The following is a 14,449-nucleotide window of genomic DNA, read 5'->3' as shown; positions in this document are numbered from 1 at the left end:
GGCGCCTTAGCCTTGCTTGGCTTTGAAGCGCGGGTTGGTCTTGTTGATGATGTAGACGACGCCCTTGCGGCGCACGAGCTTGCAGTCGCGGTGACGCGTCTTGAGCGACTTGAGCGAGCTTCGAACCTTCATGACCGTATCTTCTTAAAGACCAGGCTTTCGCCCGGGGGTGTCTACAAGAGCCGGCGCATATACGAGGCGGCTCGCCTTGAGTCAACGTCGGGCGGGGCTCAGAGTTCGATCATGTCGAACTCGGCCTTGGCCGTCCCGCAGAGGGGACAGACCCAGGTCGCGGGAATGTCGGCCCAGCGGGTCCCCGCCGCCAGGCCCTCGCCGGGGTCGCCGAACTCTTCCTCATAGATGTAGCCGCAGGTGCGGCACTGCCAGGTCTTGAAGGGCTCGGCCACGCGGTGTCCTCAGTGCATCTTGAAGCGGATCGGAACCGACTTCGGTCCACAGACGAAACTGGCCGCCATGTTGCGCGGCGCCCCGTCGAGTTCCACCGACTCCAGCCGCGCGAACAGCTCCTCCCAGAGGATCCGCATCTCCATCCGGGCCAGGTGCTGCCCCAGGCAGACATGCGCGCCATAGCCAAAGGCCACGTGCTTGTTGGGGGTGCGCTCGACATTGAACTTGAAGGGGTCATCGAACACCGCCTCGTCGCGGTTGCCGGAGGGATAGGACAACATCATCCAGTCGCCCTTGGCGATCTTCTTGCCCGCCAGCTCGGCGTCGGCGGTGGCCGTGCGCATGAAGTGCTTGACCGGCGTCACCCAGCGGATCGACTCCTCGATCAGGCCGGGGATCAGGGCCGGGTTGGTCTTCACCTTGGCAAATTGGTCGGGGTTCTCGGCCAGCGCCCATAGGGCGCCGGCGGTGGTCGACGAGGTGGTGTCGTGGCCGGCTGTGGCGGCGATGATGTAGTAGCTCATGGCCTCCAGGTGGCCGAGGGGCTGGCCGTTGACGGTCCCGTTGGCGATCACGCTGGCCAGGTCATTGCGCGGACTGACCCTGCGGTCCTCGGTGATGGCGTTGAAATAGAGCATGAAGTCCATCACCACCGACTGGATGGAGTCGATGCCCTCGTCGGTGGTCTGGGCCGCACCACCACTGCGGCTCAGTTCGGGATCGGCGCTGCCGAACAGTTCCTGGGTCAGTTTCAGCATCCGCGGCTCGTCGGACTCCGGCACGCCGATCACCTCCATGATCACGTGCAGGGGATAGAGGAAGGCCACGTCGCGGGCGAAATCGCAGCGGTCGCCCTGGGCCGCCATCCGATCGATGAAGCCCCTGGCGATCTCGCGGATCCGGGCCTCCAGGGGCCGCAGGTTCTGCGGCACGAACGACCCTTGGGTCAGGCGCCGGTAGGCCATGTGGTCGGGGTTATCCATCTGCACCAGAGAGCGGACCAGATGCGGGCTGCCCCCCATCATCTCGCGGACCTTCTTGTCGGCCTCGATGGTGGTCAGGACCGTGGAGCGATCGCCATTGTGGAACAGCTCGTTCTGACGCTCGACCTCCAGGATATCGGCGTGGCGGGTGACCACCCAGAACCGATCAAAGCCCTCGGGCTGGGCCTGTTCCAGGGGCGCCTCACGGCGCAGCCAGGTGAAGGCCTCATCGACCGCCTTGCCGTCGGCATAGGCTCGCGGATCGATGATGGTCTGGGCGATCTCGGAGGGAATGGTCATGTCTGTTTCCAACCTGCTTTTCCTCCAGACACCGCGGCCCTGGGGTTTCTCCGATTTTTATGCCGCCGGGCGGCGGAGGCCCACCTTGACCCTGATCAAGGCGACCGGATCGGCCAAACATTTCGCGCCTGACGGGCTTGTGATTGAGTTGCAGCTACGCACACCGTTAGGTTTGCAGGATGGATCGTCGCGTCTTCCTCGTCTTGCTCCTGGCCGGCTGCGCCGACCCGTCCGCCAATCTGGTGCCGACGGTGACGCCCATCCCGCCGGCCCCCACGCCCCAGGCGCCCACGCCTGTGGCGCCGCCGACCCAGTCGGGAAACCGCAGCTTCGATGAGTGGGCCAGCGACTTCTACAGCCGCGCGGTGAAGGCGGGCCTGCCGGCCAGCCTGCTCGACCGCGAACTGGCCGGCCTGGTCCCCGATCCGCGGGTCGAGAGCCTCGACACCCGCCAGCCGGAATTCGCCAAGCCCTTCGGCGACTATATCAAGGGCGTGGTCAGCGAGGACCGGGTGGCCATCGCCGCCCGCCGCAAGCCCGCCATCGCCACCACTCTGTCCGGCATCGAGGCCCGCTACGGCGTGCCTGGTGACATCCTGATGGCCATCTGGGCCATGGAGACCGGCTTCGGTGCGGTGATGGGCGACTTCGACGTCATCCGCTCCATGGCGACCCTGGCCTCTGAAGGCCGCCGCCAGCAGTTCGCCGAAGACCAGCTGATGGCCGCCCTGCGGATCATCGGCTCCGGAGAGTTCTCGCGGGCCCAGCTGCGCGGCTCCTGGGCTGGCGCCATGGGCCAGACCCAGTTCATCCCGACGAGCTTCCTCTCTACCGCCGTGGACGGCGACGGGGACGGTCGGCGCGACGTGTGGGGCTCCAGCGCCGACGCGCTGGCCTCGGCCGCCAATCTGCTGGCCAAGGGCGGCTGGCAGCGCGGCCAGGGCTGGGCCCGTGAGGTCACCGTACCCGACGGCTTCGACTACAGCCTGACCGAGGGCCCCCGCGAGGTTCCTGACTGGTGGGCCCAGCAGGGCGTGCGCCGCACCGACGGCCTGCCCTGGAGCGGCGCCGACCAGGCCGCCAAGGCCATGCTGATCGCGCCCACCGGCGCACAGGGGCCCGCCTTCCTGCTGTTCCCCAACCATTTCGTGATCCGCAAGTACAACAACGCCACCACCTATGCGCTCGGCGTGGGCCTGCTGGCCGACCGGTTCGGCGGCATGGGCGGCGTGATAAAGCCCTGGCCCTATGAGAGCGCGCTCTCCATCGGCGACCGCATCGTCACCCAGCGGGCGCTGGCCCAGCTCGGCTTCGATCCGGGCCAACCGGACGGGGTGGTGGGGGTCAATACCCGCAATGCGCTCCGCACCTGGCAGAAGTCGCGCGGGCTGACGGCCGACGGCTACCTTTCCCAGGACATGGTTCGCCGCCTGAAGACCGAGGCCAACATTCTCTAGCGATTGAAGTCCGCGCTAGAGCGACCCCTCGTCGCTCTTCTCCAGGGTCGCCATGGCCGAATCGGCCTGGGTCGCCGGCTTGGGGTCGGCGTTGGCCAGCTGCTTGTTCTGGAAGGCGTAGACCAGCATCGCCAGCATCATGACCATGTTCAGCACGAAGGGCGCGGCGTGGATGCGCTCGTAAAGCAGCACGAACAGCGGCGCCAGCACCACGTTGACCCCGTTGACCGCGGCGATGGCGCCGGCCGCCCGGGCCTGTTCATGCATGCCCACGGCCAGGGACGAGCCCGCGGTGAACCCCGGCCGCGCCAAGCCGAACCCCAGGCTTGAGATGGCGTAGCCCGCCACCACGGCGGCGTAGCTGGGTTGGAAGGCGACGATCAGGTTGCCGAGCGCCGCCACCGCCACACCCCAGCGGAGCAGCTGGCGCGGGGTCATCTCGAACATGCGGATGATGCCCCACTGGGAGAGCAGGCCCGCCATGGCGCCGAACATCATGGCGATGGCGATGAACCCCTGCGCCTCGGTCGGCGACTTGCCGAGCTTGTCGATTATCAGGAAGCCCAGGGTCTGGCCCTGGGCGGTCTGGCACACCGCGACGATGAAGCCGTAGATCAGGAAGGGCTTCAGGCGCGGGTCACGCCACATGGGCGTCTCCCTGCCCTCCGCGTCGGCCTTGGCGTCCATGGTCGGCGCCATCTTCACCGGCTGGACGGGCATGTGCTGGCTCTCCGGCAGCAGCTTCCACACCACCACCAGCATCGAGATGGCGATCAGCGAGAACATCGCCATGGGGCCGGCCAGACCGATGAAGGGCAGGATGAACAGCGGCGCGAGGAAGGGCCCGATGACGGTGCCCAGGCCAAAGGCGCCGGCCAGGCTGGACATGGCCGTGGTCCGCTCGGCCACCGGGGTATGCTCGGCCACATAGGCCTGGGTGGCCGGATTGGACGCCGCACCGAACAGCCCGAACAGGGCGCGGGCGAACAGGAAGAGGACGAAGATCACCATCGGCGCGGCCAGCTTGTGCAGGCCCGCGCTGACCACCAGGGCGCAGGCGGCCATCGAGATCGCGAACCCGGTCAGCCCCACCAGCATCAGCGGCTTGCGGCCATAGCGGTCCGAGGTCCGGGCCCAGTAGGGCGAGGATCCCGCCCACAGCAGGGCCGACAGCGAGAACACCCCGGCCACCAGGAAGTCGGGGATGCCGATGGAGCGGCCGATGGCCGGCAGCACCGAGATCATGCCCGTATTGCCCATGGCGGTGACGAGGGACACGCCGAAGATGATCGCGAACGACGACTTGGGCAGGCTGACGGGCACAGACGCTGTCTTGGGCATAATCGGCTGTTACGCCGCGCCGCTTGAGCGCGAAACCCCGAAGAGCCTTTTAGGGTCGGATGAATTCATCTGACCCGTTCAAAAAGGCTCTCGATTCAAAAGTGAGAGCGCGCCGGACGGGTTAACCGGCGGCCACTTAACCCTGGCGCGCTCGAAATCCTCACCGGGCATTAAGCATTAACGGGGATGCTCCGGGCAATTCGCCCTAGGACCGTCTCGCATGTTTCAGATCATCGGCATCGTGTTGCTCTTCGGCCTGGTGTTCGGCAGCTACATCATGTCGGGCGGCAATATGGGCGTCATCCTGCACGCCGCGCCGCACGAGATGATGGCCATCGGCGGCGCGGGCGTCGCCAGCTTCCTGATCTCCAACTCGATGACCGTGGTGAAGGCCTCTGGGTCTGGCCTGGCCAAGGTGTTCGCCGGACCCAAGTGGAAGGCCTCGGACTACCGCGACCTGCTGTCCCTGCTGTTCTTGCTGACCAAGACCATGAAGTCCAAGGGCGTGATCGCCCTGGAAAGCCACATCGAGAACCCCAAGGACTCCTCGATTTTCTCGCGCTTCCCGAAGGTGACGAAGGACCACTTCGCCGTCGACTTCATCTGCGACACCCTGCGGATGATGACCATGAACCTCGAAGACCCGCACCAGGTCGAGGACGCCATGGAAAAGCAGCTGGAGAAGCACCACCACGAATCGATCGCCCCGGCCGGAGCCCTGCAGAGCCTGGCCGACGCCCTGCCCGCGCTCGGCATCGTCGCCGCCGTGCTGGGCGTCATCAAGACCATGGGCGCCATCACCGAACCCCCGGAAATCCTGGGCGAGATGATCGGCGGCGCCCTGGTGGGCACCTTCCTCGGCGTGTTCCTGGCCTATGGCCTGGTGGGTCCCTTCGCGACCCGCCTCAAGGAGATCATCGAGGAGGAAGCCTCCTACTACCGCATCATCCAGTCGGTGCTGGTGGCCCACCTGCACGGCAACGCCGCCCAGATCTCGGTGGAAATCGGCCGCGGCAGCGTCCCCTCCGGCGCCCAGCCCAGCTTCCTGGAACTGGAAGAAGCGCTCTCGGCGATCCCGAACGAAGCCTGATTCGGTAGGCTTAGCGCCGCTCGGGTCCGAGCGGGCTCACCCGGTTCACGTGGCCCATCTTGCGGCCGGGCTTGGCGTCGCGCTTGCCGTAGAGGTGTAGCCTCGTCTCCGGCTCGCCGGCATATTTCAGCCAGGCGTCCACCTCGTCCCCCAGCAGGTTCAGCATCTCCACGCGGGCGATGGCGGCGGTGGGGCCCAGCGGCCAGCCGGCGATGGCGCGGATGTGCTGTTCGAACTGGTCGACCTCGCAGCCGTCCATGGTCCAGTGGCCGGTGTTGTGCACCCGGGGCGCGATCTCGTTGACCAGCAGCCTGCCGTCGGAAAGCTCGAAGAGCTCGATCCCGATCACGCCGATATAGTCCAGGCCGGTCAGCACCTGGGCGGCGATCCGCTCGGCCTGTTCGGCTAGGGCCGGACTGACGGCGGCGGGCGCCACCGAGCGGCGCAGGACGCCGTTCTCGTGATGGTTCTCGGCCATGGGATAGATGGCCAGCTCCCCGTCGCGGCCGCGCGCGGCGATCACCGACAGTTCGCGTACGAAGTCGGCGGGGGCCTCAAGGATCACCGGCTTGCCGCCGAGCGATTCGAAGACCGCGGCGGCCTCGGCGGCGTGTTCCACCCAGCGCTGTCCCTTGCCGTCATAGCCCTCGCGCCGTGTCTTCATCAGGGCCGGCGCGCCGATCTGGGCCATGGCGGCCACGGCGCCCTCGGGACTGTCGGCGGCGGCGAAGGCGACGGTGGCGACTCCGATGGAATTGAGGAAGCTCTTCTCCTCCACCCGGTCCTGGGCGACGGCGAGCGCGCGCGCATTGGGGGCCACCTCCACGTCCTGAGCGGTCAGGTGGGCGACGGCTGAGGCCGGTACGTTCTCGAACTCGAAGGTGACCAGGCTGGCCACGGCGGCCAGGGCCTCCAGGGCGCGGGGCTCATCATAGGCGCCGCGCACAGTGTGGGCTGCGACCCGACCGGCCGGCGCGTCGGGGGCGGGCTCCAGGATCGCGACGTCGAAGCCCAGCCTGGCCGCGGCCTGCGCCAGCATCCGGCCCAGCTGGCCCCCGCCGAGAATCCCGATGGTTTCGCCCGGCGCCAGGGGGAGGATGGCCATGGAAAACTAGTCCTCGACGGTTTCGGAAACGGCCTGGCTGTGGCGCGCCCGGTGATCGGCTAGGCGCTGGGCCAGGGCCGGATCGGACAGCGCCAGGATCTGGGCGGCCATCAGGCCGGCGTTCTTGGCGCCAGCCTCGCCGATGGCCATGGTCCCCACCGCGATGCCGGCAGGCATCTGGACGATGGAGAGCAGCGAGTCGAGGCCGCTCAGCGCCTTGGACTGCACCGGCACGCCCAGCACCGGCAGTTCGGTCAGCGAGGCGGTCATGCCGGGCAGGTGCGCCGCGCCGCCGGCCCCGGCGATGATCACCTTGAATCCGGCCGCCTTGGCGCCCTTGGCGAAGGCGTACATCCGGTCGGGCGTGCGGTGGGCGGAGATCACCTTGGCCTCATAGGCGACCCCCAGGGCGTCCAGGCTTTCGGCCGCCCCCTTGAGGGTTGGCCAGTCGGAACGACTGCCCATGATGATGGCGACGGGCGCTGACGTGGCGCTCATGGAACTTAAGGCCCCTGCGACGAGAAGGCGCGGAGTATAGGCGCCGCCTTTGCGCCCGCAACCGAGGACGTTTAGGATTCTTAACGTCGACAAGGCGTCGGCGATTCGAGTTCGCTGAAAGTCGCATGAAGATCACGGGCGCCCGCAACGAACCGTTTTCGGCCATCCGAAAGCGCGCCCTGGCCCAGGCCGGAGCCCATTTCACCGCCGGAACCGCCGCACCGGCCGACAAGACCGCGTTTCTGGGCCTCAGCGAGGCCGACCTGACGCCCGCCGTTCAGAACGCCGTGAAGACCCTGCTCACCGAAATCGACGATCTGCGTGGCGAGGTTGCCCGCCTGAAGTCGAAGCTTTCGGAGGCGGAGGCCCTGGCCGACCGCGACCCTTTGACGCCCCTGCTGAACCGCCGGGCCTTCGTTCGGGAGCTGGGACGCATCCGCACCTTCGCCCAGCGCTACGGTTCGCCGGCCAGCGTGGTCTATTTCGACCTGGACGGCTTCAAGAGCGTCAACGACCGCTTCGGCCATGCCGCCGGAGACGCCGCCCTGCAGGCGGTGGCCGAGCGGCTGGCGGCCAATGTCCGCGACAGCGACATCATCGGCCGCATGGGCGGCGACGAGTTCGGGGTGATCCTGGTCCAGGCCGACGAAGCCACGGCCCGGGCGAAGGCCGAATCGCTCGCCCAGGCCATCGAGGCCTCCCCCATCGAGTTCGGCGACTGGTCGGCGCCGCTGCACATCTCCTATGGCGTCCGCGAGATCACCCCGGACGTCGAGCCCGAGACCCTGGTGGCCGAGGCCGACGCGGCCATGTTCGCCGCCAAACGCGCACGGACCGCCGCCCCGCCCATCGCGACGGGCGAAGCCACCGGCTAGGCGATGATGTCCGGGGTCAGCTGATCGCGCAGGCGCTCGATCTCGTCCTTGAGCAACAGCTTCTTCCGCTTCAGGCGGCTGATCACCATCATGTCGGGCAGGGGCGAGAGCATCAGCGCCTGGATGGCGGCGTCGAGGTCGGAGTGGTCCAGGCTGACGATGGCAAGGCGGGCGCGGACGCCCTCCTCTTCCGGGTCTTCGCCTTCATGATCGTTCATACGCACGCCCCGAACCCATCGCGGGCGATGATGCGCATCGTCGGCGTGTTCGTCTAGGTCAAGGCGCGGGCGAGGACCGCCAGCGCGTCGTCGGGGGCGGGCCGGCCCCAGGCGGCCGAGGCGGCCTGCAGGGCGGCGAGCGCCCCGTGGCCGCCGCTGGAGGCGCCGGCGATGCCCTCCAGGGTCTCCATCAGCACCCGTTCGGCCCTTAGCTCAGCGGCCTTCACGTCCTCGCGCAGGCCTTCGCGAGCCCCGTCGTCCACCGGCGGCATGGCAGCCTTCAGAGTGCGCCGCACGTCACGGATCGGGACCAGTACCGCGGCGTCCCAGGACTTGGCCGCGGCGACCGCCTGGCTGAGCGCCTCAGGCCCCGGCCCTTCAGCCCAGACCGCCCACAGCAGAAAGGAAGTGTTTTGGCCGTGCGCGTCCTGCAGGGCCAGCGTCGCCTGCGGCACACCCGCCTGGCCATAGGCCTCAAGAGTCCAGTCCCAGAGCGACAATTACGCGTCTCCCGACAGCGGGCCGACATCCTGGCCCCAGCGCTTCACCGGCCGCCAGGCCAGACCAAACAGGTCCAGCGCCCGGCCGACGGACTGGTCTACCATCTCTTCCAGGCTGGCGGGCTTGGCATAGAAGGCCGGCAGCGGCGGGGCGATGACCGCCCCCATCTCGGCCAGCTTCACCATGGTGCGCAGATGGCCCAGATGCAGCGGCGTCTCGCGCACCATCAGCACCAGGGTGCGGCGTTCCTTCAGCGTCACGTCGGCGGCCCGGGTCAGCAGGGACGAGGTGACCCCGGTGGCCACCTCGCTCATGGTCCGCACCGAACAGGGGGCGACGATCATGCCGAGCGTCGGGAATGACCCCGAGGCGATGGAAGCCCCCACATCTCCGACCTTGTGGGCCACATCGGCCCGGGCCTGGACGTCGGTGACCGAGAGCTCGGTCTCCTGGGCGATGGTGAGCGCGGCGGCGCGGCTGAGGATCAGGTGGCTCTCGACGCCAAGCTCGCGGCAGGCGTCCAGCACGCGCAGGCCATAGGCGACGCCGCTGGCCCCGGAGATGCCCACCACAAGGCGCGGACGATCAGTTTTTGTCATGCCCTTGGGTCCCCGCGCCTGACTTCAAGGCGCCTGTTCCGTCCGCTTACGTGCAAACATATGTGATCTGACAGACCAGACCAGCGGGTGTTGAGTACGGGTATCGTTCCAACACAAGGAGACGACCCGTCATGGCCGTTGAAGCCCGCATCCGTGAACTTGGATCCCGCCACCACTCGCTTGATCAGGCGATCCAGGACGAGCTTAACCGACCAGCATCCGACGAAGTCCGCCTCAAGGAACTCAAGCGCAAGAAGCTCAAGCTGAAGGAAGAGATGGAGGCCCTGCGGTCCCAGCCTCACTAGAGGTCTGAGACTCCACACGTCTCGAAGGGACGCCCTGGGCGCGCGGTTGCGTTCGCCCAGGGCTCCGTCTGATCTCTAGTCTTCCGTGTCGTCGTCGTCGTAACTGTCGTCGGCGGCGTCTGCGACGTCTTCCACCTGGGCCGAGCCCGTAACCGAGGCCGGCTCCAGGGTCGCGCCGTCCGGTTCGACGATGCCGCGCTTGGCGTCGTCCTTGGCCTTTTTGTCGGCCGCCTTGCGAACCACCGCGTCCAACTCAAGCTGAGTTGAGAGACCCAGCGTCACCGGATCCACCGGCTTGATGTTGGCGGCGTTCCAGTGCTGGCGGTTGCGCACCTGATCGATGGTGGCCTTGGTCGTGCCCAGCAGGCGGGCGATCTGGCTGTCGGCCACTTCCGGGTGGTTGCGGATGAACCAGGCGATGGCGTCCGGACGGTCCTGACGGCGCGACACCGGAGTGTAGCGCGGGGCCTTCTTCACCGGCTTCAGCAGTTCGGCGTGGCGGCTCTTCTGGGCGACCATGCGGTACTTGTCGCTGGCCTGGGCTGAGTCGAGCTGCTCACGGGAAAGCTGGCCATTGGCGATCGGGTCGGCGCCGCGGATGTCGCGCGCCACTTCGCCGTCGGCGATTCCCTTCACTTCCAGGGGGTGAAGGCCGCAGAAGTCGGCGATCTGTTCGAAGGTGAGCGAGGTGTTGTCGACCAGCCAGACGGCGGTCGCCTTCGGCATCAGAATGTCGGTCATGACGGACTCCGAAAATGACGGCGCCCGGCCTTTCGGCCGGGCGGTGCATAAGTAGCAGAGCGTCATATAGGCGTGTTCCTCGCCCAAGAAAACGACAATCGCGAGCTTGGGCGCGCGCGAGTCCCTTTCGAATCAGGGCCTTCGCCGATGCGCCAGACCCGACGGCCGCCAGCTGTCCCCGAGAGACGTTTGGCGCGCGCGCGTGACGTCACGCAGGTTACAGCCCAGACGTGCATGCCCCCATTGTGGGGACCTTTTGGCCGAAAACTGAGCTCTTATGTCGCGCCTGGATCACCACAGGTTGGGGGATGGCTTTTCTTGACACGGTTGGAAGGCCCAGACCGCTCCGCCACACTTAGACGCGAGGCGTTAGGTTTTGCATAACCATGATTTCCCAAGCGAAAACATGGACCCGCTCCGGGCGGCGCCCGAGAAACGCCCGGCAGATCAACAGCAACAACCGGGAATCCTAAATTCTGTTAACTATAAAAAACCCAAATCGGGTCGAAAAAGTACGGTTTCCGAAATAATTTAAGAGCATAAATATCGTCTAGATGAGACGATCTGTCGCAAACCCCACAACCGAGGCGCCGCGTCACTATTGCCCCCCCGGGCGCGCCGAAAACAACCTATGAACGTTATCCGCAAACTGCTTTTGCAGCACCGAGCCGAAGTCCAAGCTCAGATGGTTGCTGCCCGAGCCAAGGCCGCCGAGCCCTTCGAGGAGGAGCTGCGCGCGGTCAATATCGCGCTGGCGGCCCTGGACGGCGCCCCGCTGATCGAGGTAGAGCACGACGCCGCGCCGGCCCCCAAGGCCGAGCCGGCCCGCAAGAGCGGCCTTGGCCGTGGCCGTATCAAGCGCAGCCTTGAGGACATGATCCTGGCCGCCCTGCGCGCCCACGACGAGGGCGCCGACACGGGCTCGATCCTGGAATCCCTGGAGCGGCGCTGGAACCGCAGCTTCCAGGAATCCCGCGTGGTGGACGAACTACGGCGCCTGTCGGCCGCCAACACCGTGGTGCTCGAACGCGGCCATTGGCGGCTGAAGGTCCAGCCCGACGCCTGGACCGGGGAGGCCGCCGCCCATCACGTCGCGGCCTAGCACCCGGGTTTTGACACCGCCCTGAACTGGCCTCAGACAGTCGCCGACCTTCGCCGCCGCCGATCGACGGCGTGGCGATGTCTGACAGGGGAACGGCATGAAGGCGGTTTTGCTCACGGGTCACGGCGGGCCTGAGACCCTGCAGTATGGCGACGCGCCCGATCCGGTCGCGGGACCCGGCGAGGTGGTGGTGGACATCCACGCCGCCAGCGTCAACGCCGCCGACTACAAGGTTCGCCAAGGCGGCTACTTCAAGCTGACCTTTCCCTACATCCTCGGTCGCGACTTCTCCGGCGTGGTCAGCGCGGTGGGAGACGGCGTCGAGGATCTGAAAATCGGCGATGCGGTGTTCGGGGTCGCCGACCAGGGGCGCGACGGGGCCTATGCCGAGAAGATCACCATCAAGGCCGCGATCATTGCGAAGAAGCCCGCGAGCCTGAGCCATGAGGCTGCCGCCGCCATGGGCCTCAGCAGCCTCACCGCACTCTGGGCGCTGGAGGACACCGCCAGGCTGAAGCCCGGCGAGACCATCCTGATCCAGGGCGGTGCGGGCGGGGTGGCCGGCTTTGCGATCCAGCTGGCCAAGCACATCGGCGCGACCGTGATCACCACCGCCAGCGCCGGCAACGCCGACTATGTGCGCGGGCTCGGGGCCGATCAGGTGATCAACTACAACACCGAGGACTTCACGAAGATCGCCCGCGACTGCGATGTGGTGTTTGACACCGTCGGCGGCGACGTCCAGGCCCGCTCCTACGATGTGCTCAAGCCCGGCGGCCGGCTGGTGTTCATCGCCCCGCCGAAGAAGGACTTCACCCCGCGCCAGGACGTCGAGACCCTGCGCCCGGCCGTCACCCGCGACCGCGCCCACCTGGAGCGCATGCTGGCCTTGCTGGAAGAGGGCGCCGTCTGGCCGCCCAACATCGTCCGCTACGACCTGCGCGACGCCGCCGAGGCCCACCGGGTGGCCGAGGCTCGCCACCTGACGGGCAAGCTGGTGCTGGTGACGGCGTTAGCCTGATAGATTCAACTCAGTCGTCATCCCCGGGCTTGTCCCGGGGACCCATGATCTCCGTCTCACCGCAGGGCGCGCGACGTCGCCGCGGATCCTTGCTGGACCGCGGCGATCATGGGTGGCCGGGACAAGCCCGGCCATGACGATCAAAGGAGGGAAGCCTAGTCCAGCGCCTTGCGGCCAACGATGCGCAGGCCGTAGCCGCCGGAGCCCGGCAGCACGGTCGCGGAGTTGGACAGCAGAGTCATGTCGCGCACGCCGAGATCCAGCAGGATCTGGGCGCCGACCCCGTAGTCGCGCAGGACGTTGGCGCCGTGATCGGTCCCGGGCTCGGCGCCGTAGCGCTCCGACAGCCAGGCCGGGTTGGAGTCGCGGATGAACACCGCCACGCCCGCCCCGTCATAGTCGGCGATGGCCTGCAGGGCGCGGGGCACATAGTCCCGGCGCGCCTCGGTATGGCCCAGCATGTCGGCGGCGAAGTCCACGCGGTGCATGCGCACCAGGGTCGGCTTGTCGGCGTCGATCTTGCCCTTGGTCAGCACCACATGCTCAGTGCCGTCGAGGATGTTGCGGTAGATCAGCATCCGGAAGCGGCCGCCGAAGGCTGAATCGAAGGGCGTCTCCAGCACCCGCTCCACCTGGCGCTCGGTGCGGCGGCGATAGGCGATCAGATCGGCGATGGTGCCGATCTTCAGGCCGTGCAGCTGCGCGAAGCCCACCAGGTCGGGAAGCCGGGCCATGGACCCGTCGTCCTTCATGATCTCGCAGATCACGCCCGCCGGGTTGAGGCCCGCCATCCGCGAGATGTCGACCGCAGCCTCGGTGTGGCCGGCGCGGACCAGCACCCCGCCGTCGCGGGCCACCAGCGGGAAGACGTGGCCGGGCGAGACGATGTCGTCCATGCCCTTGGTGGGGTCGATGGCCACGGCCACGGTGTGGGCGCGGTCATGGGCCGAGATGCCGGTGGTGACCCCCTCGGCGGCCTCGATGGAGACGGTGAAGGCGGTGCCCATGCCCTCGCGGTTCTCGGCGGCCATGGGCGGCAGGCGCAACTGGCGGGCGCGGTCGCTGGTGATCGACAGGCAGATCAGGCCCCGCGCGTGCTTGGCCATGAAGTTAATCTGGTCGGGCGTGGCGAACTGGGCCGGGATGATCACATCGCCCTCGTTCTCCCGGTCCTCGGCGTCCACCAGGATGTAGGGGCGGCCGTTGCGGGCGTCCTCGATGATGTCCTCGATCGGCGAGATCGCGGATTCGTGGGCCTCAGTGCTGCCGCCATCGCCGCCATCGGAGGCGGAGGAACCGGGCTGGACGAGATAGGGGCGCTTCATCGGGCGGCTTTCAGCAGGGCGAATTCCAGGACCTGTTCTCCCACCGTGGCGAGTTGCCAGGCGTCCTTCGGGTCCACGCAGGCCCCTTCGGCGTCGAAGGAACCGGAATTGGCGTTCAGGGCCGCGCCGAACGGCGTCGGCCAGCCCCTCAGGGCATGTATGATGGATCTCAGCGTGGTCAATGTCGTGCCGGCGGCCTGGGCGCCCTCGGCGGTGACGACACAGCCCACGGCGCGGCCGGTGAAGTAGGGGCGGGCGTCATCGCGCAGACCCTCCAAGGTGTCGAGCGCATTCTTCACCACCCCGGAAATCGAGCCGTGATAGCCGGGGCTGGCGACGATCACCCCATCGGCCTCGCGCACCGCGTCGATCAGGACCTGCTGCTCCGGGGTCGGACCGCCTGGCTGGGGGTTGTAGATGGGCAGGGTGGCCAGGAACTCGCCACCCAGCAGGCGCGTCTCGCCCCCGCCCGCCTCGGCCGCCGCCAGCGCCACCTTGAGCGCCTTCTCGGTGGAGGAGTTGGGGCGGATGGTGCCGCCGATCCCGACGATCAGCGGCTTACGCGCCAGAGAACCCATGC

Annotated in this window: 18 protein-coding genes; 6 read left to right on the top strand and 12 right to left on the bottom strand. The window is 67.6% G+C overall.

Annotated features, from left to right (window positions below; translation table 11 throughout):
• Positions 1–6: 6 nt before the first annotated feature.
• From ykgO to JKL49_RS03370, 3 genes are all read right to left on the bottom strand, one after another.
• Entirely contained in the window at positions 7–132 is a 126-nt protein-coding gene (gene ykgO / locus JKL49_RS03380; protein ID WP_111456358.1) for a type B 50S ribosomal protein L36, read from the bottom strand.
• A 98-nt stretch (positions 133–230) separates the two neighbouring features.
• Entirely contained in the window at positions 231–407 is a 177-nt protein-coding gene (locus tag JKL49_RS03375; protein ID WP_215338300.1) for a rubredoxin, read from the bottom strand.
• 9 nt (positions 408–416) lie between these two features.
• Positions 417–1,691, bottom strand: a complete 1,275-nt coding sequence (locus JKL49_RS03370) for a cytochrome P450 (RefSeq protein WP_215338299.1) — start codon at positions 1,689–1,691, stop codon at positions 417–419.
• A 179-nt stretch (positions 1,692–1,870) separates the two neighbouring features.
• On the opposite strand from JKL49_RS03370, the gene JKL49_RS03365 reads away from it, so the two are divergent.
• On the top strand, positions 1,871–3,148 hold the full coding sequence (locus JKL49_RS03365; protein ID WP_215338298.1) for a lytic murein transglycosylase: 1,278 nt from the start codon (positions 1,871–1,873) through the stop codon (positions 3,146–3,148).
• Positions 3,149–3,163: 15 nt separating this feature from the next.
• Here the strand turns inward: JKL49_RS03365 and JKL49_RS03360 are convergent, their stop codons facing one another.
• Entirely contained in the window at positions 3,164–4,489 is a 1,326-nt protein-coding gene (locus JKL49_RS03360; RefSeq protein WP_215338297.1) for an MFS transporter, read from the bottom strand.
• Positions 4,490–4,709: 220 nt separating this feature from the next.
• Here JKL49_RS03360 and motA point away from each other — a divergent pair, with 220 nt between their 5' ends.
• Entirely contained in the window at positions 4,710–5,579 is an 870-nt protein-coding gene (gene motA, locus JKL49_RS03355; protein ID WP_215338296.1) for a flagellar motor stator protein MotA, read from the top strand.
• A gap of 10 nt (positions 5,580–5,589) precedes the next feature.
• On the opposite strand, the gene JKL49_RS03350 is transcribed toward motA, so the two are convergent.
• Both JKL49_RS03350 and purE read right to left on the bottom strand, forming a co-directional pair.
• Positions 5,590–6,684 carry a 5-(carboxyamino)imidazole ribonucleotide synthase gene (locus JKL49_RS03350; RefSeq protein ID WP_215338295.1) on the bottom strand — a complete coding sequence of 365 codons (1,095 nt, stop codon included), beginning with the start codon at positions 6,682–6,684 and terminating at the stop codon, positions 5,590–5,592.
• A 6-nt stretch (positions 6,685–6,690) separates the two neighbouring features.
• On the bottom strand, positions 6,691–7,182 hold the full coding sequence (purE, locus tag JKL49_RS03345; RefSeq protein ID WP_215338294.1) for a 5-(carboxyamino)imidazole ribonucleotide mutase: 492 nt from the start codon (positions 7,180–7,182) through the stop codon (positions 6,691–6,693).
• A 125-nt stretch (positions 7,183–7,307) separates the two neighbouring features.
• On the opposite strand from purE, the gene JKL49_RS03340 reads away from it, so the two are divergent.
• Complete coding sequence (locus tag JKL49_RS03340) at positions 7,308–8,057, top strand: GGDEF domain-containing protein (RefSeq protein ID WP_215338293.1); 750 nt, start codon at positions 7,308–7,310, stop codon at positions 8,055–8,057.
• Here JKL49_RS03340 and JKL49_RS03335 read toward each other — a convergent pair.
• The 3 genes from JKL49_RS03335 to JKL49_RS03325 are packed head-to-tail and all read right to left on the bottom strand — an operon-like array spanning position 8,054 to position 9,375.
• Complete coding sequence (locus JKL49_RS03335; RefSeq protein ID WP_215338292.1) at positions 8,054–8,275, bottom strand: YdcH family protein; 222 nt, start codon at positions 8,273–8,275, stop codon at positions 8,054–8,056. The genes JKL49_RS03340 and JKL49_RS03335 overlap by 4 nt on opposite strands.
• 53 nt (positions 8,276–8,328) lie before the next feature.
• Positions 8,329–8,775 (bottom strand): TIGR02444 family protein, encoded by a 447-nt coding sequence (locus JKL49_RS03330; protein WP_215338291.1) that lies wholly within the window; start codon positions 8,773–8,775, stop codon positions 8,329–8,331.
• A complete protein-coding gene (locus JKL49_RS03325; RefSeq protein WP_215338290.1) occupies positions 8,776–9,375 on the bottom strand; it encodes a UbiX family flavin prenyltransferase in 600 nt (199 codons plus the stop codon).
• Positions 9,376–9,506: 131 nt separating this feature from the next.
• Between JKL49_RS03325 and JKL49_RS03320 the strand changes: the two genes are divergently transcribed.
• On the top strand, positions 9,507–9,680 hold the full coding sequence (locus JKL49_RS03320; RefSeq protein ID WP_215338289.1) for a DUF465 domain-containing protein: 174 nt from the start codon (positions 9,507–9,509) through the stop codon (positions 9,678–9,680).
• Between the two features lie 75 nt (positions 9,681–9,755).
• On the opposite strand, the gene JKL49_RS03315 is transcribed toward JKL49_RS03320, so the two are convergent.
• A complete protein-coding gene (locus JKL49_RS03315; RefSeq protein WP_215338288.1) occupies positions 9,756–10,421 on the bottom strand; it encodes a DUF1013 domain-containing protein in 666 nt (221 codons plus the stop codon).
• 685 nt (positions 10,422–11,106) lie between these two features.
• Here JKL49_RS03315 and JKL49_RS03310 point away from each other — a divergent pair.
• A complete protein-coding gene (locus JKL49_RS03310) occupies positions 11,107–11,523 on the top strand; it encodes a hypothetical protein (RefSeq protein WP_215338287.1) in 417 nt (138 codons plus the stop codon).
• A 97-nt stretch (positions 11,524–11,620) separates the two neighbouring features.
• On the top strand, positions 11,621–12,544 hold the full coding sequence (locus tag JKL49_RS03305) for an NADP-dependent oxidoreductase (RefSeq protein WP_215338286.1): 924 nt from the start codon (positions 11,621–11,623) through the stop codon (positions 12,542–12,544).
• A gap of 155 nt (positions 12,545–12,699) precedes the next feature.
• On the opposite strand, the gene ribB is transcribed toward JKL49_RS03305, so the two are convergent.
• Positions 12,700–13,869, bottom strand: a complete 1,170-nt coding sequence (gene ribB / locus JKL49_RS03300) for a 3,4-dihydroxy-2-butanone-4-phosphate synthase (RefSeq protein WP_215338285.1) — start codon at positions 13,867–13,869, stop codon at positions 12,700–12,702.
• The gene (locus JKL49_RS03295; protein WP_215338284.1) at positions 13,866–14,447 is read right to left on the bottom strand and encodes an NADPH-dependent FMN reductase; all 582 of its coding nucleotides are present in this window, start codon (positions 14,445–14,447) and stop codon (positions 13,866–13,868) included. Before JKL49_RS03295 ends, ribB begins: the two co-directional genes overlap by 4 nt.
• Between the last annotated feature and the right edge of the window lie 2 nt (positions 14,448–14,449).

It is taken from the genome of Phenylobacterium glaciei (assembly GCF_016772415.1).
GTDB classification, from domain to species: Bacteria; Pseudomonadota; Alphaproteobacteria; order Caulobacterales; family Caulobacteraceae; genus Phenylobacterium; species Phenylobacterium glaciei.
This window is presented reverse-complemented; position numbering and strand designations above follow the sequence as displayed.